The organism is Prevotella intermedia ATCC 25611 = DSM 20706 (genome assembly GCF_001953955.1).
In the GTDB taxonomy this organism is placed as follows: Bacteria; Bacteroidota; Bacteroidia; order Bacteroidales; family Bacteroidaceae; genus Prevotella; species Prevotella intermedia.
Map to the genome: position 1 here is coordinate 1,271,065 of NZ_CP019300.1, position 24,829 is coordinate 1,295,893.

General features: G+C 40.9%; 19 protein-coding genes. 7 read left to right on the plus strand and 12 right to left on the minus strand.

What is annotated here, in order from left to right; all coding sequences use genetic code 11:
* Window positions 1-2: 2 nt before the first annotated feature.
* The 9 genes from lpxD to BWX39_RS05385 all read right to left on the minus strand — a co-directional run bounded on the left by lpxD (window position 3) and on the right by BWX39_RS05385 (window position 9,194).
* Window positions 3-1,043 carry a UDP-3-O-(3-hydroxymyristoyl)glucosamine N-acyltransferase gene (lpxD, locus tag BWX39_RS05345; RefSeq protein WP_028906153.1) on the minus strand — a complete coding sequence of 347 codons (1,041 nt, stop codon included), beginning with the start codon at window positions 1,041-1,043 and terminating at the stop codon, window positions 3-5.
* Between the two features lie 51 nt (window positions 1,044-1,094).
* Window positions 1,095-2,315, minus strand: coding sequence for an HD domain-containing protein (locus tag BWX39_RS05350; protein WP_023924657.1), 1,221 nt, complete (start codon window positions 2,313-2,315; stop codon window positions 1,095-1,097).
* A 19-nt stretch (window positions 2,316-2,334) separates the two neighbouring features.
* Complete coding sequence (gene pyrF, locus BWX39_RS05355; RefSeq protein WP_028906154.1) at window positions 2,335-3,162, minus strand: orotidine-5'-phosphate decarboxylase; 828 nt, start codon at window positions 3,160-3,162, stop codon at window positions 2,335-2,337.
* Window positions 3,163-3,408: 246 nt separating this feature from the next.
* Window positions 3,409-4,521: a peptide chain release factor 1 gene (gene prfA, locus BWX39_RS05360; RefSeq protein ID WP_028906155.1), complete on the minus strand. Its 1,113-nt coding sequence runs from the start codon at window positions 4,519-4,521 to the stop codon at window positions 3,409-3,411.
* A 20-nt stretch (window positions 4,522-4,541) separates the two neighbouring features.
* Window positions 4,542-5,705, minus strand: coding sequence for an AIR synthase-related protein (locus BWX39_RS05365; protein WP_028906156.1), 1,164 nt, complete (start codon window positions 5,703-5,705; stop codon window positions 4,542-4,544).
* Window positions 5,706-5,726: 21 nt separating this feature from the next.
* Complete coding sequence (locus tag BWX39_RS05370; RefSeq protein WP_028906157.1) at window positions 5,727-6,479, minus strand: shikimate dehydrogenase family protein; 753 nt, start codon at window positions 6,477-6,479, stop codon at window positions 5,727-5,729.
* A 13-nt stretch (window positions 6,480-6,492) separates the two neighbouring features.
* The gene (gene ubiE, locus BWX39_RS05375; protein ID WP_023924649.1) at window positions 6,493-7,227 is read right to left on the minus strand and encodes a bifunctional demethylmenaquinone methyltransferase/2-methoxy-6-polyprenyl-1,4-benzoquinol methylase UbiE; all 735 of its coding nucleotides are present in this window, start codon (window positions 7,225-7,227) and stop codon (window positions 6,493-6,495) included.
* 43 nt (window positions 7,228-7,270) lie between these two features.
* Entirely contained in the window at window positions 7,271-8,221 is a 951-nt protein-coding gene (locus BWX39_RS05380; RefSeq protein ID WP_028906158.1) for a phosphoribosylaminoimidazolesuccinocarboxamide synthase, read from the minus strand.
* 13 nt (window positions 8,222-8,234) lie between these two features.
* Window positions 8,235-9,194, minus strand: coding sequence for a PhoH family protein (locus BWX39_RS05385; RefSeq protein ID WP_028906159.1), 960 nt, complete (start codon window positions 9,192-9,194; stop codon window positions 8,235-8,237).
* A gap of 117 nt (window positions 9,195-9,311) precedes the next feature.
* Here BWX39_RS05385 and mtgA point away from each other — a divergent pair, with 117 nt between their 5' ends.
* The gene (mtgA, locus tag BWX39_RS05390; RefSeq protein WP_028906160.1) at window positions 9,312-10,001 is read left to right on the plus strand and encodes a monofunctional biosynthetic peptidoglycan transglycosylase; all 690 of its coding nucleotides are present in this window, start codon (window positions 9,312-9,314) and stop codon (window positions 9,999-10,001) included.
* 22 nt (window positions 10,002-10,023) lie between these two features.
* Window positions 10,024-12,459 (plus strand): ATP-dependent helicase, encoded by a 2,436-nt coding sequence (locus tag BWX39_RS05395; RefSeq protein WP_028906161.1) that lies wholly within the window; start codon window positions 10,024-10,026, stop codon window positions 12,457-12,459.
* 332 nt (window positions 12,460-12,791) lie between these two features.
* Here the strand turns inward: BWX39_RS05395 and BWX39_RS05400 are convergent, their stop codons facing one another.
* Window positions 12,792-15,653, minus strand: a complete 2,862-nt coding sequence (locus BWX39_RS05400) for a PD-(D/E)XK nuclease family protein (protein ID WP_028906162.1) — start codon at window positions 15,651-15,653, stop codon at window positions 12,792-12,794.
* 17 nt (window positions 15,654-15,670) lie between these two features.
* A complete protein-coding gene (locus BWX39_RS05405; RefSeq protein WP_028906163.1) occupies window positions 15,671-19,015 on the minus strand; it encodes a UvrD-helicase domain-containing protein in 3,345 nt (1,114 codons plus the stop codon).
* A gap of 516 nt (window positions 19,016-19,531) precedes the next feature.
* On the opposite strand from BWX39_RS05405, the gene BWX39_RS05410 reads away from it, so the two are divergent.
* The 5 genes from BWX39_RS05410 to BWX39_RS05430 all read left to right on the plus strand — a co-directional run bounded on the left by BWX39_RS05410 (window position 19,532) and on the right by BWX39_RS05430 (window position 23,642).
* Entirely contained in the window at window positions 19,532-20,602 is a 1,071-nt protein-coding gene (locus BWX39_RS05410) for an agmatine deiminase family protein (protein ID WP_028906164.1), read from the plus strand.
* Between the two features lie 51 nt (window positions 20,603-20,653).
* Window positions 20,654-21,538, plus strand: a complete 885-nt coding sequence (locus tag BWX39_RS05415) for a carbon-nitrogen hydrolase (protein ID WP_028906165.1) — start codon at window positions 20,654-20,656, stop codon at window positions 21,536-21,538.
* A 13-nt stretch (window positions 21,539-21,551) separates the two neighbouring features.
* A complete protein-coding gene (locus BWX39_RS05420) occupies window positions 21,552-22,061 on the plus strand; it encodes a GNAT family N-acetyltransferase (RefSeq protein WP_028906166.1) in 510 nt (169 codons plus the stop codon).
* Window positions 22,058-22,618, plus strand: coding sequence for a sugar O-acetyltransferase (locus tag BWX39_RS05425; RefSeq protein ID WP_023924681.1), 561 nt, complete (start codon window positions 22,058-22,060; stop codon window positions 22,616-22,618). The genes BWX39_RS05420 and BWX39_RS05425 overlap by 4 nt, the downstream gene beginning before the upstream one ends.
* 124 nt (window positions 22,619-22,742) lie before the next feature.
* Window positions 22,743-23,642: an RluA family pseudouridine synthase gene (locus BWX39_RS05430; protein WP_028906167.1), complete on the plus strand. Its 900-nt coding sequence runs from the start codon at window positions 22,743-22,745 to the stop codon at window positions 23,640-23,642.
* 506 nt (window positions 23,643-24,148) lie between these two features.
* On the opposite strand, the gene BWX39_RS05435 is transcribed toward BWX39_RS05430, so the two are convergent.
* A complete protein-coding gene (locus BWX39_RS05435) occupies window positions 24,149-24,802 on the minus strand; it encodes a DnaJ domain-containing protein (protein ID WP_028906168.1) in 654 nt (217 codons plus the stop codon).
* Window positions 24,803-24,829 lie beyond the last annotated feature (27 nt).

A 24,829-nucleotide genomic window follows, 5' to 3' on the forward strand; every position in this document is an offset into this window, starting at 1 on the left:
TATTATTTATTCTTTTTCAATTCATCAACTTCTTTCTGTAAAGCATCTATCTGCTTATAAATCTCAGGAAGTCTTTGGAATATGACTTGTGATTTAAAATAGTTGCGTGGCTCAATTGCAGGGCTTCCCATAAGCGACTGATTATCTTTTAACTTGCTCAATACACCAGACTGTGCACCAAGGAAGACTTTATTACCAATATTTAAGTGCCCAGATATTCCAACCTGTCCACCAAACATACACCATTCTCCAACTTTAGTAGAGCCCGCAATACCAACTTGTGCGCTCATAACAGTGTTTTCGCCAATATCAGTATTATGTGCTATCTGCACAAGGTTGTCGAGTTTTACGCCTTTACGCACATACGTGCTTCCCATAGTTGAACGGTCAATACACGTGTTTGCTCCTATTTCAACATCGTCTTCTATAGTAACAATACCAATTTGTGGGATTTTATCATAGTTGTTTGTTTCTGCATTTGGGGCAAAGCCAAAACCATCTGCACCTATGACACTGCCAGAATGACAAATAACATTATTACCGATTTTACAATTATGGTAGATGCTGGCATTAGGATAAATGATGCAATTGTTTCCTAAAGTTGTATTGTCCATAATGGTTGTATGAGGATAAATCATACAGTTATCTCCAACAACCACTCCATCGCCTATATATGCAAAAGCACCAATATAGACATTCTTTCCTATTGTTGCTTTTGGAGAAATAAACGCTAACGAATCTATTCCTTGTTTTCTAGGCTTCATACTTTCATAAAGCTGAAGAAGCTTTGCAACACAGTCGCGTGCATTTTTTACACGTATTAATGTCGCTTTCGTTGGCTTCTTAATCTTTATGCTTTCGTCTACAAGAACTATAGAACATTCAGTTTCGTATATATAATGAGTATATTTCGGGTTTGCTAAAAAACTTATAGCACCATGCTTTCCTTCCTCTATTTTTGCGAAAGTACTAATGGTTGCTTCTTCATCGCCTTCTATGCTTCCTTGTATATATTCTGCGATTTGTTTTGCGTTAAATTCCATTCTATATAATAAATGATAAATGCTTGTTCGTGCAAAGATAACAAACTTTTGTTAGATTCTGTGATAACAAAAGTAATATTTACGAATTTTTTTAGATAATAGTTCTACGTTCAAAATCTCTGAAGCCTCTGTTATGTCTTTTAAACTACCATCTTTTGATAATATGCTAATACGGTCGTCGTTGATATCGTACATATCTTTTTGAACAGTATCAATCTGCATCAAGTAGCTGCTATCTTCTTCAGTAACGCCTAAGAAGTGGCAAATTCGTTCCTTACATTCGCCTATTTGTTCTTGTGAAATTGGTTCATCGTGAATTTCGACCTTGAAAAGTTTGCGATTGATAAAATCATCGGCAAGGAGTGATAGTATTTTATCTTCTGATTTTTGCCATACTTTTATAGCACTCCATAAGTCGCTGTCATCTAAACTCAAGTAATGTTTCAGTGTTTCTTCATTATTTTTGAAGTATTCTGCATTTACGTCGTTGTCAAGAAAGAAAGCTAAAGCAGGAGAGGCAAATAGTTTATATCCATCTTTCAGTAACTTTTTAGCTCTAAGCAATAAACTGATTAAGAGTTTTTCGTACCCAACCGTGGCTTTATGTAAATATACTTGCCAATACATTAAGCGGCGCGATGTAAGGAAATTCTCTATTGAATAAATACCTTTAGCATCTATTACCAAGGTATCGTCTACGACATTCAGCATTTTTATAATTCGTGCCGAACCTATGTTGCCTTCCGTTACACCTGTAAAAAAGCTATCTCGTTTCAGATAGTCCAACCTGTCCATATCAAGTTGGCTACTGATTAATTGATGAAGAAAACGCTTGGGGTATTCATTCTTGAAAATCTTAATAGCAAGATTAAGCTCACCATTCATTTCTTGGTTGATGCAATTCATTACCATTAAAGATATTTCTTCGTGGGTAATTCCTTTGATTAATGTATTCTCGAGCACGTGGGAGAAAGGACCGTGTCCGATGTCGTGCATCAAAATGGCTGCTTGAACTGCTTCTGCTTCGCTATCGAAAATGAAAACACCCTTTTGCTGCAGCGACAAGGTTGCCTCACTCATTAGGTGGAAAGCTCCCAATGAGTGCTGAAACCTTGTATGTTGAGCACCAGGGTAAACAACTGTAGTTAGTCCTAATTGTTTTATACGGGTTAAGCGTTGCATAAATGGGTGCTTAACAATATTCAAAAGAAGCCCCGATGGAATCCTGATAAATCCAAATACGGGGTCGCTTATAATCTTACTGCCACTCATGGAACGCTTCTCTTTTGAATTATTCTTTTAGTTTGTCAAGCTCTTTTTCCATTTCTTGCTGCAATTCTTTCGCCTTTTCTCCTGCAATTTCTGCAAAGTTTGCTTCTGAACTTGCATAGATAATACCTCGTGATGAATTGACCAAAAGACCGCAGTCCTTATTCATACCATATTTACAAACTTCTTGCAAACTTCCACCTTGTGCGCCAACTCCTGGTACTAAGAGGAAACTATCAGGGGCTAATTTTCGTATATCGGCAAACAAGCTTCCTTGTGTTGCACCGACAACAAACATTAAATTCTCTGTTGTGCCCCATTCTTGCGCCTTGCTCAGTATTCGCTCGAATAAGCGTACGCCATCTTTGTCTTCAAATAACTGAAAGTCGTGGCTTCCTTTATTGCTTGTTAGTGCAAGAAGAATAACCCATTTCCCCTCATATTCCAAGAAAGGCTTTACAGAATCTTCTCCCATATATGGAGCTATGGTAAGCGCATCAACATTATATTCTTTAAAGAATGTTTGTGCATACATCTTTGATGTGTTTCCAATATCTCCACGCTTGGCATCGGCTATTATGAAGTGATTTGGATATTTCTCTTTCAGATATGTTATTGTCTTTTCAAACGCCTCCATACCCTTCAACCCATAGCACTCATAAAATGCCAAGTTAGGTTTGTATGCTACACAATAAGGAGCTGTTCTGTCAATTATGGCTTTATTAAAAGAAAAAATAGGGTCTTCTTCGTTTAACAGAAACTTAGGAACCTTGTTTAAATCGGTATCAAGCCCGACGCAAAGAAACGATTTCTTTGTAAATATTTGCTCTATTAATTGTTTTCTCTCCATACTTATTTATGTTTATTCTTTAGTTTCAAACCACGAAATGGTATTTATTATTAACGTGGGTTTGACGAATTGTTTACAGACTTGAATGTTTATACTCAAAAATGGGGGCAAATGTTAATAATGACGAAAGTATATATTGTGCCCCACGAAAGTATATATTGTGCCCCACGAAAGTATATATTGTCGCATTCTCTGTCTACTATACCTGTGGAGATTAAATTTCTTCTTCTGTATTATGCCAATAACTTACAATTCTGTTTCTTTTAATTTTTCTGCGTTTTCTGCAACAATCAGTGCATCTATCATATCTTGGATTTCACCATTCATAAAACCAGGCAAATCGTGAGTCGTAAAACCTATGCGATGGTCGGTTACTCGACCTTGTGGATAGTTGTAAGTACGAATTTTAGCTGAACGGTCTCCCGTAGAAACAAGACTCTTACGTCTGCTTGCAATGTCGTTTACATATTTTTGATGCTCACGGTCATATATAAATGTACGCAATCTCGATAAAGCTCTTTCCTTATTCTTAGGTTGGTCGCGGGTTTCGGTACATTCTATTAGGATTTCTTCCACCTCTCCTGTATTAGGATTTTTCCACGGATAGCGCAATCGAACGCCCGATTCCACCTTGTTCACATTTTGACCACCTGCACCGCTCGAACGGAAAGTATCCCATTTTATGTCGCCTTCATTAATGTTTACTTCAAATTTATCGGCTTCCGGAAGTACGGCAACTGTCGCTGCCGACGTCTGCATACGACCTTGTGTATCGGTAGACGGAACACGTTGCACGCGGTGGACACCTGATTCGTATTTAAGAATGCCATATACGCCAGCACCTGCTACGGCAAAGTCTATTTCTTTAAAACCGCCAACAGTTCCTTCCGAAACCGATGTGATAGACAGTGTCCAACCTTTCTTGTCGCAGTAACGTTTATACATATTGAAAATATCGCCTGCAAATAATGCAGCTTCGTCGCCACCTGCTCCTGCTCTGATTTCCATTTGCACATTCTTGTCGTCTTCAGGGTCTTTAGGAACAAGTAAAAGCTTAATCTCTTCTTCAAGTTTTGGCTGCAACTCTTCATTCTCACTCAGTTCCAACCTTGCCATTTCTTTCATTTCAGGGTCGGTTTCATTGGTAAGAATATCTTTAGCTTCGTTTATTGTAGTAAGGCAATTTATATATCGTTTTCGAGCATTCATAATATCACCAAGGTCTTTATATTCCTTGGTGAGCTTGACATATCTTTGTTGATCGCTTATCACGTCTGGGTCGGTAATGAGCGTAGAAACCTCTTCGAAACGTGCTTCAAGTCCATCGAGCTTCTCTAATATACTATTCTTTTCGGGCATATATTTATTTCTGTTGTTGTTTAATAATTAAATTCTCCAAATTCGCTTTTGATAGTTAAGCTCTTTTCGCCTTCTTCAATATGACCGATAACTTGTGCATCGATATTGAATTCCTTGCTAATAGCAATAATCGAGTTTGCCATTTCGGGGCAGACATAAACTTCCATTCTGTGTCCCATATTGAACACTTGATACATTTCTTTCCAATCCGTACCGCTACATTCCTTTATAGCTTTAAACAAAGGAGGAACTGGGAACATATTGTCTTTTACTACTTTACAATTATCATTTACAAAGTGCAATACCTTTGTTTGTGCTCCGCCCGTGCAATGTACCATTCCGTGTATTTCGCTACGATATTCATCGAGTATTCGCTTAATTACAGGGGCATAGGTGCGGGTAGGGGAGAGTACCAACTCTCCTGCATTCAGAGGACTGCCTTCTACCGTATCGGTCAGTTTGTATTTGCCACTATAAACAAGTTCGTTGGGCACAGTGTGGTCGAAACTCTCTGGATATTTTTCAGCTAAATACTTTGAAAAAACATCATGGCGCGCACTTGTAAGGCCATTGCTGCCCATTCCGCCATTGTACTTCTTTTCATAGGTTGATTGTCCTGTCGAACTTAAACCAACGATAACATCGCCAGGGCGAATATTCGCATTGTCAATAACGTCAGAGCGTTTCATTCTGCAAGTAACGGTGGAATCGACAATGATAGTACGCACCAAGTCGCCAACATCTGCTGTTTCTCCACCAGTAGGATAAATGCCTATTCCCATCTCTCTCATTTCTGCCAGCAACTCATCAGTGCCGTTAATTATGGCAGATATAACTTCGCCTGGAACAAGCATCTTGTTGCGTCCGATAGTAGATGATACTAAAATATTGTCTACTGCACCAACACACAACAAATCGTCGGTATTCATAACTATGGCGTCCTGTGCAATACCCTTCCATACACTTAAATCGCCAGTTTCTTTCCAGTACATATAAGCTAAGGAGGATTTTGTACCTGCACCATCAGCATGCATTATATTGCAGTATTCCTCGCTACCTCCTAAGATGTCTGGAATGATTTTGCAAAAAGCCTGTGGGAAAATTCCCTTGTCTATATTCTTTATAGCGTTGTGTACATCTTCTTTGGCAGCACTAACGCCACGCATTGCATATCTGTTATTCATTGTCTCGACTATATTTTCAGATTATTTATCTTCTTTATCATTCCAAATATCCCAGCTTGCAAATGCTTGCAAAAGTAACATTTCCAATCCGTTCTTAACAACCGCACCATTCTCTTTGCCTTTTTCCATAAAGCGAGTTACGTTAGGATTGTAAAGCAAATCATATAAAAGTGTATGGCTATCCATGGCTTCGTATGGAAGTGGCAAACATTCCTCCACGTTTGGATACATTCCTACAGGTGTGCAATTTACAATTACATTAAACTCTTTTATTATCTTGGGAGACAAATCATTATAGGTCAAGACGTCTATGTTTTTGCGTCTTGAAACACATTTAGTCTCAATACCTAAAGATTTCAATCCATAGCATACAGCTTTAGAAGCACCACCTGTTCCTAATACAAGTGCTTTCTTATGATAGCGTTCCAATAAAGGCTCTATGCTTTTTGTGAAGCCTATAACATCGCTATTATAGCCTTTGAGATATGTTTTGTTGCCTATGTGTTCTATACGAATGACATTTACAGCACCGATAGCTTTTGCTTCAGGACTCAAAGCATCAAGATACTTAATAACTTGCTTTTTATAAGGTATGGTAACATTAAGTCCTTTCAATTCCGGATTCGTATCAATAATCTCCAAAAGGCTTTCAATAGATGAAATTTCATAATTATTGTACTCGGCATCAATGCCTTCGTTTTGAAATTTCTCATTAAAATATCCTTTGGAAAAAGAATGCTCTAACGGATAACCTATCAATCCATATTTGTCCATAAGTAACTAAATTTTATTTTTCAGCAATATACATTGTGCAGATACCAAAAGTCAAACGCTTAAAAGAGGTTTTAGCGAAACCAGCTTTCTGAAGAATTTTCATCATAGTTTCACCTTGTGGAAATGCAGCAATCGTTTTGTTCAAATAATCGTATGCGCTGCTATCTTTTGAAATCAAGCGTCCGTAAAATGGTAAAACCACCTTTGAATACACTTTAAAGAGTTGCTTCATAGGGAATGATATTGGTGTAGTGAGTTCTATAATACACAAATGCCCACCTTTCTTCAAAACCCTGTACATTTCTACAAGCCCTCTCTCAAGGTCTTGAAAATTACGAATGCCGAAAGCAGCTGTTACCGCTTCGAATGTATCGGAAGGGAAAGTAAGATTTAAACAATCTTCTTTTTGAAATGATATAATGCCTTCCAGCCCTTCATTTTTTACCTTTTGTCGCCCAATTTCCATCATTCCTTCGGAAATATCAGCACCTATAAGTGTATCAGGTAAAAGCATTTTGGCTGACAAAATAGCAAAATCGCCAGTCCCCGTTGCAATGTCAAGTATTGTTTTGGGCTTAAACGGTGAAAGTTGCTTTATAGCTTTCTTGCGCCAACTTTTGTCTATATTCCATGACAGCCTGTGATTTAAGGTGTCGTAGGTTGGGGCTATGTTGTCAAACATTTCCTCAACCACTTTCCCTTTTTCGTCCGTGCTGTTATAGGGCTTTATTTTTTCTTGATTATACACTTTGATGCCGATTGGTTTCTTGCGACTATTATCTTGAAGCCTTTTATTTTCTTGAAGCCAAATACTGGCTTACATTCTTTTCAATGCGTCCTGCCAAGTCAATTTCGTTATCAACTTTTACAAACGTTTCTCCTATGATATGCTCATAGAGCTCAATGTATCTGTCGCCTACGCTTGCTGCATACTCATCAGTTATTTCGGGCATAGTCTGTCCTGGCTCGTTCATAAAGTTGTGTTCTATCAGCCATTGGCGAACAAACTCCTTTGAAAGCTGTTTTTGTGGTTCGCCTTTTGCCAGCTTCTCTTCATAGCCGTCAGCATAGAAGTAGCGACTTGAGTCTGGCGTATGTATTTCGTCTATTAGGTAGCATTTGCCATCACGCTTACCAAATTCATACTTGGTATCAACAAGAATAAGTCCTTTTTGAGCGGCAATTTCCTGTCCGCGTGCAAAAAGTTTTCTTGTCCAATCTTCAATCGTATTGTAATCTTCTTCTGAAACGATACCTTGCTTGATGATTTCTTCTTTAGAAATGTTCATATCGTGGCCTTCGTCAGCCTTGGTGGTTGGCGTGATGATAGGCTCGGGGAAGCGTTCGTTTTCTTTCATTCCATTTGGAAGTTTCACACCACAAAGTTCTCTGCAGCCAGCTTTATATTCTCTCCAAGCCGAACCTGTAAGAATAGAACGGATAATCATCTCCACCTTAAAGCCTTCGCACTTCAATCCCACTGTAACCATTGGGTCTGGAGTCGCCAATTTCCAGTTAGGGCAAATGTCTGAAGTAAGGTCTAAAAACTTTGAAGCTATCTGGTTTAAAACCTGTCCTTTGAAAGGAATACCTTTAGGCAAAACTACATCGAAGGCTGAAATACGGTCGGTTGCGACCATTACTATTAAATCATCGTTAATATCGTAGACATCACGAACTTTTCCGTGATAAACATTTCTTTGTCCTTCGAACTTAAAATCGGTTTTAGTCAATGCATTCATAATTTTTATTGTTTTATGGAGTAGTTTTACTTTTCTTTGTTTTATCGTATGTATCGTAAGCAGTAACAATTCTCGTTACAAGCTTATGTCTTACAATATCTTTTTGGTCGAGCTTCACAACAGCTATTCCTTCTGTTCCAGAAAGTATTTCTATTGCTTCTTTCAGTCCGCTTTTCTGATTGTAGGGGAGGTCTATCTGTGTTAAATCGCCTGTTATTATCATCTTCGAGTTCATTCCCAATCGTGTAAGAAACATTCTGATTTGGGCTGTCGATGTGTTTTGGGCTTCATCAAGTATGACAATGGCATCGTTCAACGTTCTTCCTCGCATAAATGCAAGCGGAGCTATTTGTATGACGTGCTTGTCCATCATATCTTGAAGTTTAACTGCAGGAATCATATCTTCAAGCGAATCATACAAAGGTTGCAGATAGGGGTCTATCTTTTCTTTCATGTCGCCAGGCAGAAAGCCTAATTTTTCTCCAGCTTCGACCGCAGGGCGAGAGAGAATAATTTTCTTAACCTCTTTTGCTTTCAATGCTTTTACAGCAAGTGCAATACTCAAATAGGTTTTACCTGTACCTGCCGGACCTACCGCAAACACCATATCGTTCTTGTTGAAGGCATCAACCAATAGTTGCTGATTGTGAGAGCGACTTTTTATAGGCTTTCCCGAAACAGAGTAAACCAATACTCCTTTGCCTGCATCTGTTTTGGTTTGTCTTCCGTTTACAATGTCAAGAATATCTTCTTCGCTTATAACATTATACTTTAAAATATGTTTGCGCATATTCTCAACATCTTCTTCTAATTTTGTCATCTGCTCTTCGTCGCCCAATACCTTTATTACATTGTCGCGAGCAACGACTCTCACTTTTGGGAAGAGAGATTTTATCATTTGCAGATGTATATTACCAACGCCATAGAACACTACGGGGTCAATATCATCAAGAACAATATGTTTTTCTATCAATTTCTTTCACCTATTTTAATACTGCTGCAAAGTTAATATAAAAACGTGAACCACGCAAATAAATATCAAATCTTGTAAGTCGATTTAATCAAAAAATTACTACCTTTGTACTTCGGTATGGTAAAGAAAGTAATTAAGTTTGTTAAATGGATAGCAGCAATGTTGTTTGCTTCTACTATATTGGGTGTGGTGGCTTATCGCTTCATACCCGTTTATTTTACGCCCCTGATGTTTTCTCGCTGCTTCGAACAGATAATGAATGGTGAGAAAATAAAGTTGTACCACGATTGGATTTCTTTAGAAGAAATGCCAAAATCAATGCCTGTTGCTGTGATAGCAAGCGAAGACCAGCGTTTTCTCAGCCACCACGGATTCGACTATAAAGCGATAGAACAAGCTGCTAAAGAACACCTAAACGGTGGGAAGAAGCTGCGAGGAGGTTCTACCATATCGCAACAAACCGCCAAAAATGTATTTCTATGGCAGGGACGTTCTTGGGTGCGCAAAGGTTTAGAAGCCTATTTTACTTTTCTTATTGAGTTGTTCTGGAGCAAGGAACGCATCATGGAAGTTTACCTGAACTCCATAGAAATGGGCGATGGCATTTACGGCGTGCAGGCTTGTGCGGAGAGAAACTTCGATGTAGACGCCAAAAATCTGACTCGGTCGGACTGCGCCTTAATTGCTGCAACGCTGCCCAACCCTCGAAGATTCTCATCGAAATCGCCAGGACCGTATATGCGGAAGCGTTTAAAGCAAATAGAAGTCCAGATGAAACACATACCTGCATTCCCATTAAACAAGTAAGAAAGGATTATAGATTATTGCAATGCAAGAGAATACGGAAGAAAAGATAGAAGAACTGTTGTCGCAACTAAACGAGAACCAGCGCGAGGCAGTGGAATATTGCAACGGTGCATCGTTGGTTGTTGCAGGGGCAGGGTCTGGAAAGACGCGCGTTCTTACCTACAAGATTGCTTATTTAATAATGTATGGCGTTTTACCCTACCGCATTCTTGCGCTTACCTTTACCAATAAAGCTGCCCGCGAAATGAAGAGTCGTATCGGCTCGTTGGTCGACTATGAGAAGGCAAACCAACTGTATATGGGCACGTTCCACTCGGTTTTCTCTCGCATTCTCAGGGCAGAAGCACAGCATATAGGCTACAACAGCAATTTTACCATTTACGATGAAAACGACTCTCGCTCGCTTTTAAAATCCATTATCAAGACATTGGGCTTAGATGATAAGAAATATAAGCCTGCCACGGTGCACAACATCATCTCAATGGCGAAGAACCAGCTTATCACGGCAGATGCCTATGCCAACGACAAAGCTATCTGGGACCGTGATAGAAATATGAAACTGCCTGCCATTTCGCAAATATACACATCCTATCAGGCACGTTGCCGCCAGGCAAATGCAATGGATTTCGACGATTTGTTGGTGAATACGTTCCGCTTGTTCAACGATAATGCCGACATCTGCAATAAATATGCAGAACGCTTCCAGTACATTCTTGTCGATGAGTATCAAGATACGAACTATGTACAGGTGGCTATTGTGAAACTCTTGGCTGCACAACATCAGCGTGTTTGTGTGGTAGGCGACGACTATCAGAGCATTTATTCGTTCCGTGGAGCTAATATCGATAACATTCTCGACTTTCAAAACAAGTTCGACGATGTGCGAGTTTTCAAATTGGAACGAAACTATCGGTCTACGCAAAAGATAGTGGAAGCTGCCAATTCGCTTATGAAACACAACGCCCAACAGATACCGAAAGAAGTCTATTCGGAAGAAAACGAAGGAGCAAAAATAAGCTATCGACCCTGTTACAGCGACAAGGAAGAAGCTATGGTCGTTGTGAAGGAAATAAGCAAACTGAAGCGTTCGCAATCGTTTGAATATGATAGCTTTGCCATTCTTTATAGAACCAATGCTCAAAGTCGTAGTTTCGAGGACGAGCTGCGCAAGGCTTTAATTCCTTACAAGATATATGGCGGACTTTCGTTCTATCAGCGCAAGGAGATAAAAGACATTATAGCCTACTTCCGTTTGGTGGCTAATCCGAACGATGAGGAGGCTTTCAAACGCATCATAAATTACCCTGCACGTGGAATTGGCAATGCAACATTGCAGAAAATCATAGACTGTGCAAACAAGAATGAGGCAAGTTTGTGGGACGTAGTGGGCGATGTGCAGCATTACGGATTAGATGTGAATAAAGGAACGGCGACGAAACTAACTGATTTTGTAGAATTAATCAACGACTTTATTCGCCGGTTGGCTATGTCAGATGCCTATACCTTGGGTTCAGAAATTATAAGAGAAAGCGGTATTTCTGCCGATTTGGCACAGGGAACAATGCCAGAAGACGTGTCGCGACGCGAAAACTTGGAGGAACTTCTTGCAGGAATACAAGCATTTGTGGAGGACAGAAGGGAGGAAGGGCGTGAAGAAGAAACCTTCTTGACCGACTTTTTGCAGGAAGTGGCACTCTATTCTGACCTTGACAAGAAGGACGACGACAGCCCCAAAGTGTCGCTTATGACCATTCACTCTGCAAAAGGATTGGAATTTCCCGTAGTGTTTGTTGTTGGTTTAGAGGAAAACATCTTCCCCAATGCAATGGCTGCAAGCTCTCGTCGTGAGATAGAAGAAGAACGCCGACTGCTTTATGTTGCCATTACACGTGCCGAACGTTTTTGCTTTCTTACCAATGCGAAGAACCGTTACCACTTCGGAACGATACAGTTTAACAATCCGAGCCGTTTCCTGAAAGATATTGACGACGCTTATATAGAAACCGAAAGCGGACCATCGGTAGGCGGAGGTGGTAGAATGCCTTGGGATAAGCCCTATACAGACAGCCGTTGGCAGAACTCAAACCCTGTTGCAAGTCAGTTTAAGGCTGACCCTAAGCCCAAGATTACTGCACGCAAAATGCCCGAACGCGCCGTAGACCCTCTGTCGGAACGCACCAAGCAGCGACTGATGAGCGAAGGGGGAAACTTCAAAAGATTGTCGGCAGCAATTTCAAATGGTGGCAGACAATATGCAACAACTTCTCAGACAACCGCTTCAAACACTATTGCAGGGAATGGACTTACAGTTGGAGCAACTATTGAGCACCAACGTTTCGGTATAGGCGTGGTAGAAGCGATAGAGGGAACAGGAGAAAATGCAAAAGCAACCGTAGCGTTCCGCAATGCAGGAACGAAACAATTGCTTCTAAAGTTTGCTAAATATAAAGTATTGTAGGTAGATTCTAAAAATACTTTTGAAGGTTTTTAGCTTTTCTGTAAAGCGTTTTAGGTCAGTAAAAACATAACGGCTAAAACTTACCTTAATAACGAAAAGAAAGCGATAAAACTGTAAATATTTTTCACAAGCATAGCTATTGTGTAACTATCTTGTTATCAGTGTTTTGCAAAAGCTATTGTTTTGCATTCCAAAAGCGGCTGTTTTGCATGGTAAAAGCGTAGGTTTTGCGTTGCAAAACAGTCGCTTTCGCAATGCCAAAACGCAATTACTACTTTTTAAAGAAATAATCTTTACAAAACAGAAGGTGTTTTCAGCAACAACTTTAAGCGTTAGCCTCGCCCACAGAGTTGGCAATATGGGCAGAGAGAACACATTTTTAAGTCGGCTGTTGGTTCAAATGTTTCTTTCACAAATATCTCTTCCAATTTGTTTTTCAAGAAGTTATCGAAATCCTCTGCGTATACTATAGCATTCGTAATAGGCTTTCCGCCTAAGGTCAGTATAGGCGAATAGTCGTCAGCATTGGCGTGTTGAATGAAGAGCAGAGCAGGACTAACGGGTTTGTGGTTAGGGTTGTTGTCTGCATCTTCGGTCTGTTCGATAATGCTGTACAGTACCGCTTGGAAGATGTAATCGCTCTTGTCGGTCAATATTTTCTTCGAATCGAATATGGCTTCTATGTCTTTAAGCTGTTTTGCAACTTTGTTGCCCGTCTTGTAATCGACTACACGGAGCTGTTCTTGCGCTGTGCCTAACTTTACTTCGTCTAAACGGTCGATGCGTCCTCCCACCGAAATGGCTTTCTTCTTGCCGTTTACATCAATCGTTATAGTTTTGTAAACATCGAACTCGTGGCGTATTACACGTAGCGGGGCAGTGTGTGCATCGATGCGAAGAAGTTGGCGAAGAAACCTCTCTATCACTTCTTGGTTGATGAGTTGGAGTCCGTTCAGCTTCGGGTGTTTGGTACTGCCAGGTTTCTGAAGGAATAGTTCGCGGGCGAAAGCCTCGCTCACAATGTCGCTCATTGTAGCGTTCGCATTGCCTGTTGTGGGCGATTGTGCCGATTTTCCAGTCTTTAAAACATACTCGATATTCTCACGTGTTATGACCTCACGAGGCAAAAGCCGCTCGTACATCAGTTGTGCTGCGCAGTGGAAAATGTTTCCAAATACACGTCCGTCTACATCATCTTCGTCGTTGTCGTCGCTTTCCATCAGTTCAGCCACATATTTATAATAGAACTTAAGTTGGCAACTTTGGTAGGTATTGATGGCTGTTGGCGAGAAGTAAGAAATGCGATTGAGTTTGTTTTGCACTACTTCGTCCTTGATAATTATCGGTGTTGTCAGCTGCATTGGCTCTTGTCCAGCTTGCAGTGCCCACTGTTTAATGTTGAGTTTGCTCTCTACCAGCAGTTGCAACATAAAGCGGCTCATTTCGCCAGTCTTCGTTCCTTGGGTAGAATTGTTGTAGAGCAGTGTAATGTGTTTGGCGCGTTGCAACAGTCGATGGAAGTAATAACTGAAGATAGCGACCTTGTTGTCGATGGTGGTAAGACCGTAAGCCTTCCTTACAAAGTGCGGAATAAACGATACATCGTTTACACCTTTGGGCATATTACCCTCGTTGCAAGAAAGCAGCAATACATTGTCGAAGTCGAGATTGCGTGTTTCCAACACACCCATTATCTGCACTCCGCGAGCTGGTTCGCCGTGGAAAGGAATGCTTGTTGAGGCGATAAGCTGACTGAACAAACGGCGGAAGATAACGAAATCGGCTATTAAGTCGCCATCTTTCACCAGTTCCAAGAGTTTGTTCAAGAGTGTATACATACGGAAAGTAGATTCTTGGAACAGCTGGTCGTCGCTTTCTGCACCGTTGGTTGCAATTGTTCTGACCATATTAGACAGCCACGCCACCAATGCTGTTACAGGTGTACTTATGTGTTGTAGGCGTGTGCGTTCCACCTTTATATAATATTGCTTCTCCGCTTTTAGCTCTGCAAGCAGGTTGGCAGCATCTATGTTGAGGTATTTTCCGTAGGGGTGGCGCAACACGTGGGACAGATGTTGCAAGCGGTAAGCACCTTCTTGCGCAGAATAGCCCTCTGTTTGCAGTGCTATAAGTTGCCAAACCATAGAGGTGATAGGTGTTTGCGAAAGTGGGTAACCTGTTGTAACGTTCAGCAAATCGACCTCTGTTGGTATGCAGTGGATAACGGTTTGCAGCAACGCTTCGTTGCACATAACCACTGCTGTACGCTTCCCTGCTTGATAACGGTTGTTTTCGAGCAGCCATTCTGATATGTAACGAGCCTGCAAATTCTCGGTGGGTGCTGAAATATAACGCACTTCCTTTTCTTGTTCAAAACAATTGTAGAGTTCGTTTTCAGCATCAAATTCGTTGGGAAACTTGTCGAACCATTTATTAATATAGACACCAGCTTCGTTGGTTGCCTTCATATAATAGTGGTCGTAGTCCCAATAGAAGCGTGCTTTGCCTTCCTTCTTCAATGCCGAGAAGAGTTTTTGTTCCACCGCTTGCAAGACATTGAAGCCCACAAAAACGTAGGTATCGTACCGATTGGGAATGTTGTTGCGCTCTATAACATCGCGATAGAGCATACCTTCGTAGGCGAGTTCTTCAGCTTGCAGTTTTGCCTTGAAGTCGGAATAGACATCGTAAAGTTTGCTCCATAGATTGAGAAAGCGCTCTTTCAGTACGCTCGAATCGCCTGTGAAGTTGGCAAAAAATCGACTTAGTTCAGCTTTCTGTGTTTCAGTGAGATAGTCTATCGAGTCTAATTCGTGCAAATCGCGAATGTTGCGGAACACCTTTTCGGCGTCTGCCATATTCTTGTCTATGTCGTCGAAATCAGCTAAAAGCAACTGCCCCCAGCCGTAGAACTCGTCGAGAGTTTCGTTTCTGCCCGTCTTTTCTATGTATGCTTTATGGAGAACACAAAGACTTTTTATTGAGTCGGCTACGGTAAGGTTGGACTGTTGGCGGAATAGTTCGGAGATAGTGATGTAAGACGGACTCCAAATAGGGCCGTCGGAAAGCTTTGCCAACTCTTGATTAAGGAATAAGGAAGCTCTCTTGTTTGGAAAGACAATGGCTATATGTGCTAAGTCGTTGCCGTATTTTGCGATTAAATCTTTTGCTACTTCTTGCAGGAAAGTCTTCATATCATCAAGCATTTACATTAAACATTTACTTTAACAATGGTGTTGGTAATAACATACCACAAGTATCCTGAAACATTATTGCTGCCCATTTGCTTCAGTATTTCCATATAGCGTTGCACTTGTTGTTTGTATTCCTCGCGTTCTTTTCCAAACTTAAAATCGACCACTATTATTTCTTCTCCATTCGTCATAACACGGTCGGGACGATGTTCTCGCATTTCGTCCGTGTCTGAATCATATTCTAAAATGGTGCATTCGTTATAGAGTTTCCACTTATCGGAGAACCATTCCTGCACCTGTTCGTTCTTTATTGCATCTTCAATCTTTGTGCGTAGCTGTGCCGAAGTGATTTCGTCGTTGTATATAATGCCCTCTTGTTCTAATTCATTCAACTTCAAGGGTATGTCTGCCGTTGTGTAAATGGTAGAGAATAGTTGGTGCAGAACATTTCCAATCTTAATGTAACGCATCTTGTCTGTTGGGTCTATGTCTTCTCCTTTTATAAACTCTCTACTCTTATTACTTTGTCGGAAGTTTGCAGCCTGTGGGTATGTGGCAATGTTTACAATATGCTTTTCGGGCATAACGAGGAATGGATTGTCTCCCTTTTGCTTTTCTTCGGTTTCCGTTGCATTATCTAAAGTACCGTATTCAAAATGGATAGGGCTCTTTACATCGTCGGGGAAGTCTAATGAACTGCCCTCTAACAGTTCGCTTATTCTTTCCAAAACGACTTCAATCGCTTGTGAACGATTTTTTGACGGTGCATTGTTCTTTCTGTCTTTGAGTGCCGTTTCGCCCATTCTGCTACCTGAAATGAATAAGTTTTTCGATGCACGGGTGAAGGCAACGTAAAGCATATTCATATTGTCGATGGTATTCTGGAAATGCTCTTCTTTATAATCGTCCTCAAATATCGTACCGAGCAATCCTGTTTTAGTAAAGTCTATCGGCAGCAACGGTAGTTTATTGAAAGGTTTTGGTTTATTTGCCGTTTCGCACCAAAGTGTGTATGACTTCTCCAATTGCCAATCGCAGAACGGAATAATGATATTCTCAAACTCCAATCCCTTGCTTTTGTGAATGGTCATAATGCGTATTCCTTCTATCTCGTCGCTCTGAATGGTCTTGGACGACAGTGTATTTTCCCATTCTTTAATAAAGTCGTCGATGTCGGCAGTATGGTCTTGCAAGTAGTCGTTCAGTGTGTCGTACAGGGTGCAGATATACGAGCTCTGTCCTTCTAATTGGTCAAGGTTGAATAGCATAAAGAGTTTGTCTACCAAATCGATAATGGGCATTCCTAAAAGAAGTTCTCTGTTTTCAACATATTCCTTCGGTAATGCGCTGTTTAACTTCTCTACTTGTTGTTCGTAAGCTAATCTGCGCCTTTCTTTCTTGTCGGTTATTTCAGTGTCAGTATCGTCGTGGGTTGGCAACGAAACCAATAGGTCGGTATCGTTTATAGGCTTTTTCTGCACTTCTTGGTTGTAGAGTTTTACCAACTTTCCACGCGTAAGATTGTCTTCGGGGTGGGTGAGAAGGTGCAATGCGCTGATGATAACATTCACTGCCAACGATGCGTCCAAGCGGAAAGCCTCGTCGGAAACGATGTTTACTTCGCTGCCAAATGCTTCCAAAAGACGATTGACAATGTCTTGAATGACGTTGTTTGAACGAATAAGAATGGCTATTTTGCTCTGTTTCTTGCCCGAATATCCTTTGTCGAATAATTCACGAATGGTTTCTACAAGTTGGTTCAAGATGCCTTCTCTGTAATCCTTGCTTGGTAGCAGGTCTATTTTTACATAGCCTGAATCTTTTATTTTATGCGTTTTCTGTGCTACGTCTTCGTATGCTTTCCGCACGATTTCAGCCTTTTCTATCTTGCTTTGCTCCAGTTCTTCTGCTGTATCATTGACACATTCTTTCCAAAATGCGTTGTTGAAGTCGATAATTCGCTTTTCCGACCTGTAATTGTAATCAAGTGTTTGCAAGTCGATTTTTTGATTTGGAAATTCGTTTTCTATATCGTTCAATATGCGCCAATCGCCCTGTCGCCATCTGTATATGCTCTGTTTGATGTCGCCGACGATAAGATTTTGCGATAGTTCTTGCGCCATACAGTTGTTCAGCAGTGCCAGAAAGTTTTTCCATTGGATAGTACTTGTGTCTTGAAACTCGTCTATCATAATATGTTTAAGGCGCGCACCAATCTTTTCAAAGATAAAGGGAGTGTCGCTGTCGGAGATTAATTCCTTGAGCAACGTCTGTGTGTTGCTGAGCATAAACCTGTTTGAATCCTTGTTCAAGTTGTCTACCGCATCTGCAATGGCGTGCAATAAGCGTAGTTGCGACAGGTGCGACAAGGTTAATCGGATAGACTGGAACTCATTCCAATGCTCATCGTTATATTCTACCAACTCCTTCAGCTTGTTGCAAAGCGAACTTGCTGCAAGTGCTTTTATTATTTCCTTGTCGGCCTTTTCGCACTTGCTGCTTGCCCATTTGTCGGGATTTTCCATTGCTTTTTCCACGGCAGCTTTAAGTGCTTCGTTGGAAAGCGATGCCGTCGCGCAGGCTTCGATATAGGAATAAAGTCCGCGTGCAAAGTTGGCAGGTATGTCTTCGTTGGCATTTCTGAGGCTGTTCAGAATGTCTTTTGCAATTTCGTTGAACTCGTTTTTAATGGCATTTCTGCGGTTTCGCAGTTCCTTTTCATATTTTCCGAAGTCTTCGGTATCGCTCAGCAACACTTTCAATTCGGCTTCGTGCGCTTTGTAGAAGTCTTTGAATATGTTCAGACCAAATCTTTTTATCTTGCCGATGATGTTCCAACCCATATTGTCCTCAATGCTATTGTTGATGTAACTGCTAATCCATTGCAACACGGGCTGTCCTTGTTCAAGGCTTTCTATCATTTGGTCTACTGCCTTTCCTTCTATCTGTTCGTTGTCAAGGTCTATTCTCAGGTTGGCAGTTTGTCCTAATTCGTGCGCAAGATTGCGCAGTACCTGCTGAAAGAAGGCATCAATCGTTTGAATTCTGAAGTTGTTGTACTTGTGTATAAGCAGTGTCAGTGCAAAACGTGCATTGTTTCTAATCACGACATCGGGCATTCCCGTCTTTTCTCTAACCTTTTCAAAGTATTGTGCAGATGATTCCAATCCGTTTGCAATGCCATAAAGCTGCGAAAGTATTCGTATTTTCATTTCTTGTGTAGCCTTATTCGTGAAAGTTACCGCAAGGATTTGTCGGTAATTCTCAGGGTCTTTTACAAGTAATGAAATGTATTCAACGGCAAGGGTAAATGTTTTTCCTGACCCTGCTGATGCTTTATAGACAGTTAAATGTTTTTCCATTCTGCTTATGCGATTAATATAATAATTCAGTTGTAAAGTTAAGCATAAAAATTGAAATACTAAAAACAAACCGTATTTTATGTCTAAATAAGGGGGATAAAAGTGCCTTTTGGTAGGTTTTTTCGCTAAGATTTTGGAAACGTAACTACGTTCTACTAAAAAAGTATATAGGTTTTAATTGAAAAGTATATACTTTTTGTCGAAAAGGTATATACTTTTTTGCAAGAAAGTATATATTTTTTATGCAAAAAGTATATAGGTTTTTATTTGATGGGTTTTAGGAAGGTGTAGGAACGGTATTTCAAAAGCTGTGAAAGTAAAATGCTTTTGCAAATTTGTAGTTGAAAATCAGGTGTTTATGGTTAATCTTATAGGGCGAAAATAATATAAAAAAGCTATTCGGGTGAATAAAAGTATATAAAAAACTTGTTCACGATTTTATGTTGTTGTATCTTTGCAGTAAACGAACCAAAAAGCAATTGTTCGTTTGTGTATAACTTATTTAGACAACATAAGGTGAACAGAGTGAATAAATATACTTTCAGACTTCCTGCAGAGTGGGAAAAACAAAGTGGCATTATGTTGATTTGGCCACATAAAGAAACAGATTGGCAATCCTATCTGGAGGAAATAACAACAACTTATCTTGAACTCGCTGATGTTATAACACGGTACGAGAAGCTGTTGGTAGTGGCACAATACATAGAAGATGTGAAGGAACTGCTTGCAAGGCATCTGAAAGCAGAGCAATTCCAGCGAATAATCTTTCGCCAATGCAGCAATAACGACACGTGGGCAAGAGACGTTGCACCCATAACATTGCTTCCCGTGGCAGAAAACCTGAAGACGAGCATGGCTCCTCATCTGTTGGATTTCTGTTTTAATGGTTGGGGAGAAAAGTTTAAGTCGGATAAAGACAACTGTATTAACAGGCAACTTTACTTTATGGAAACCTTCAACGGAGTGTTGGAAAACCATAAAGACTTTGTTTTGGAGGGAGGTTCAATAGAAAGCGATGGCAAGCACACCTTGTTTACTACAACCTTGTGTCTGAATGCACCCCACAGAAACCAACCTTTGGCACAGGACGATATTGAAAGGCGTTTGCTTGAAATCTTTCCCGATATGCACCGTGTTGTCTGGATTGAACACGGAGAATTGCAAGGCGACGATACCGATGGGCACATAGATACCATATTCCGTTGTGCGCCCAACGATACATTGCTCTATATTGGCACCGACGATGTTGATGACATACACTACAACGACCTCAAAGCACTCGACCAACAAGTACAATCGTTGAGAACCTTGGAAGGAAAACCTTACCGTCTTTACAAGTTACCTCTGCCCGAAGCTATTTACGACGAGGGCGAAAGATTGCCTGCAACTTATGCGAATTTCCTGATTCTTAACGGCGCAGTAATTGTTCCGACTTACAATCAGCCCGAGAACGACAAACAGGCTTTAGACATCATACAGGAAGCTTTCCCCGATTATGATGTTATCGGAGTCGATTCGCAAACCATTATACGCCAACACGGTTCCATTCATTGTATCACGATGCAGTTCCCCGAAGGTGTTTTATAAAGAAATAAACTTACTTTCTACATTGTTTTAAAATCAAAAGCGTTAGATATTATGAGAGAATTGAAAATAGGAATGCTTCAGCTACACAATACAGCTGACATACAAAAGAATATAGAAAACCTTATCGAAGGTATCAAGGATTTGGCAAATCGTGGTGCAGAACTTGTTGTTTTACAGGAATTGCACAACTCGCTCTACTTCTGTCAGGTAGAAGATGTAGACAACTTCAATCTTGCCGAGCCTATTCCCGGTCCATCAACGGAAATCTATGGTGCGTTGGCAAAAGAATGTGGAGTAGTGCTTGTAACCTCATTGTTCGAGAAACGTGCGGCAGGATTGTACCACAACACCGCAGTGGTATTTGAAAAAGATGGCACAATAGCAGGAAAATACAGGAAGATGCATATTCCTGACGACCCAGCCTATTACGAAAAGTTCTACTTTACGCCAGGCGATATAGGCTTTAAACCTATCAATACGAGCGTTGGACGCTTGGGCGTACTGGTTTGCTGGGACCAATGGTATCCCGAAGCAGCAAGGTTAATGGCTTTACAAGGTGCTGAAATCTTGATTTATCCTACCGCAATCGGCTACGAAAGCAGCGATAGCGAGGAGGAACAGGAACGTCAGCGCGAGGCTTGGACAACAGTGATGCGTGGACACGCTGTGGCAAACGGTTTACCAGTAGTTGCTGTAAATCGGGTAGGGTATGAGCCAGACCCAAGCCAACAAACGAACGGAATACAGTTTTGGGGCAGTAGCTTTGTAGCAGGCCCGCAAGGAGAGCTTCACTATCGGGCTTGTACAGACGACGAAGAAAGCATCATCGTAAATATAGACCTTGAACGAAGCGAGAATGTGCGTCGTTGGTGGCCTTTCCTTCGCGACAGGCGTATCGACAGTTATGGCGAAATAACCAAGCGTTTTATCGATTGAAAAGGCAGAAAGTATGGGAATGATAAGGAAAGCACTGTTATCAGATTTGCCGATTGTCTTGTCAATAATACAGTATGGCAGAGAAAAAATGATAGCATCGGGCAACTCTCATCAATGGGGAAGTACGCACCCTTCTGACGAACAAATAAAGACGGATATAGAAAAAGGAGACAGTTATCTTGTCCTGTCAGACGATGGCTCGCCCATTGCAACCTTTGCTTTCATTCAAGGCACAGACCCAACTTACCTTAAAATAGAAGGAGAAGGGTGGCTGAACAACGAACCCTATGGTACCATTCACCGCATTGCATCTGTTCCAAACGTTCACGGCGTTCTTTCGGCGGTGATGGAATATTGCTTTCAAAAGGTTGAGAACATCAGAATAGACACCCACGAAGAGAATGTTATTATGCGCAATGCATTGAAGAAATTAGGTTTTACCTATTGTGGCATAATATATTTGGAGAACGGAGACCCACGATTGGCATTCCAAAGAACCATTGACAACAGCAGAAGTATATGACGGAAAAAGAGAAACAAGAGCAAGGGCTGCCTTATTACGGCTTAGACCCAGAAGTGTTGAAAGGACTGAGCGAGTGCGAGGAAGAGTGTTTTTACTTAAATCATCTCTCTCCTTCCAAGCGTGAGGAACGCACCGAACGGTTGAGAAAGTTATTGGGCAAGACCGGAAGTTGGTTTAGAATAATCCAGCCTTTCTTTTGCGACTATGGCTTCAATATAGAAATAGGCGAGAAGTTCTTTGCCAATACGAACCTTGTTATATTGGACGAAGCGAAGGTAACGTTTGGCGACAATGTTTATATTGCTCCGAACTGTTCCTTCTATACCGTTGGGCACGCCATCGACCCACAGGAAAGAAATGCAGAAATACAATATGCGTACCCCATAAAGGTTGGCAATAATGTTTGGATTGGTGGCAATGTAGTGGTTCTTCCCGGCGTTACCATTGGCAACAACGTAACCATTGGTGCAGGTTCGGTGGTAACAAAGGATATTCCCGATAATGTTGTTGCTGTTGGAAATCCGTGTAAAGTGATAAGGAAAATAGAGGTAAAATAAGAAAACTACTGTAAGTCTAAGCGTTGTTTACGATTGTTTTTCTACATTATATTAATAATCATTAACGCCTTCGGTAGTTACTATTCATTGTTTAAAACAGGAAACATTGTACCTTTGCGGCAGAATGAGGAAAGATAATTCATATAAGAAAAAGGAAAAGTACGTTCAGATGAACGTGCAAGACGATGCTCCGTTGTTGGAGTGGTTGTTGGAAAACGTAAAGCAAAGCAAGTCGAAAACAAAGGCAACACTTCAAAATCGTGGTATTAAAGTCAATAACAGAACCGTAACACAATTCGATTTTGCTTTGCATAAAGGCGATAAAGTATCTGTCAGCACAAGCAAAAAGAACGACCAATTTCAAAGTAAGTACGTAAAATTAGTTTACGAAGACAGATATTTGGTGGTGGTAGAGAAAAGCCACGGCATTCTTTCGATGGGTGTCGGACAGTCTTCTCTGAATGTAAAGACAATACTCGACGACTATTTCAAACGTTCTCGACAGAAGTGCACTGCACACGTGGTTCACCGTCTCGACCGTGAGACATCGGGTTTGCTGATTTATGCAAAAGATATGGAAACCCGCCAGCAGCTCGAACACGAATGGCATCATAGTGTTTACGACAGGCGTTACATCGCTGTGCTTAGCGGAAGAATAGAAGAGGAAGGCGGAACGGTAGCCAATTGGTTGAAGGAAAACAAACTGTACGTTACATACAGTTCGCCCGTAGACAATGGTGGCAAATACGCTGTTACGCATTTCCACGTTTTAAGAACCACCGATACACATTCGTTGGTAGAGTTTAAGTTGGAAACAGGGCGCAAAAATCAGATACGTGTACACGCTGCTGATATAAACCACCCTGTATGTGGCGATACAAAATATGGCAATGGCGACGACCCTCTGAAGCGTTTGTGTCTGCACGCTTACATTCTTTGTTTTTATCACCCCGTAACACATCAGCCTATGGAGTTTAGTACACAAATCCCAACAGGCTTTAAACGTATTTTTGGAAAGGACTAAGTAAATGGAAAATATAGGAAGCTATTTAGGCATAATTCTTCTTTTTATAGTTGGCGTAATCGTTGTAAAGAAGGTTACGAGCTGTGTTCTGAAATTGGTATTTGGTGTTTTGATACTACTTGTAGCACTTTGGCTTTTAAACGTTTTTAGTATATAAACGTTTTGGGTAGTCTACTTGCTGTCAGTATAACATAGTCTGCACTTACAATATACAGATAGTTGGACGACAGATTTTCACTTCGGTTTTGTAAAGATAAATCCGTTAAAAAGTGGTAACTGCGTTTTGACGTTGCGAAAGCGGCTGTTTTGCGATGCAAAACAGCCGCTTTTGGTTGGTAAAAGAGCCACTTTTGGATTGCAAAACAATAGGTTTTGCAAAGCATTGATAACGAAGTAGTTATGCAATGGTTGTGGCTATAAAAAATATTTACACTTTTTCTCCCTTTTTCGCTTGTATTGCTAAGATAATAGTTGTGCTTTGGCAGTTATCCTACGGCGATAGTTCATTATGCATTGTTGCGCATTTGTAGGAGATGCTCCTTTTGGTTTTCGGTCAAGACAGTAGGGAGCTTTACATTGTATTTCAATATTGTATCGCCCGAATTGTCTTTGCTTTTTATCCTAACCTTTGTGCCGTTCTGCGTGTAAGGCTTTACTTTCAGCTTCACTTTCTTGCCTTGTGGAAGCATAACGACAATCTCGCCACCGAGCAAAGCCGTGTATAGGTCGATGCTGACCTCTACTTCTTGAGATTGTGGAGCGGTTCTGCCATAGCTTGTCTGTTTTCTGAAGCCACCTCTCGAACCACCTCCGAACAAGTCTTGGAAGAAACTGCTGAAGCCGCCACCCATTCTGCCGAAGTCGAAACCCTCGAAGGCTGTATTGTAGTTGCCACTATTTTGCCAACCACCACCAAAACCTTCGTAGGCTTCGGCATTGCGCCACTGTTCGCCATACTTGTCGTATTTGGCACGCTTTTCGGGGTCGCCAATTACTTCGTAAGCCTCAGACAATGCCTGAAACTTTGCTTTTGCCTTTGCATCGTTAGGGTGAAGGTCGGGGTGAAATTGCTTTGCGCGCTTGCGATAGGCTGCGCGGACATCTTTTTGTGGTATGTCTTTCTTTACCCCTAATATCTTATAATAATCTATAAATGCCATTTTTACTTCCTCCTGCTTTATGTTTTC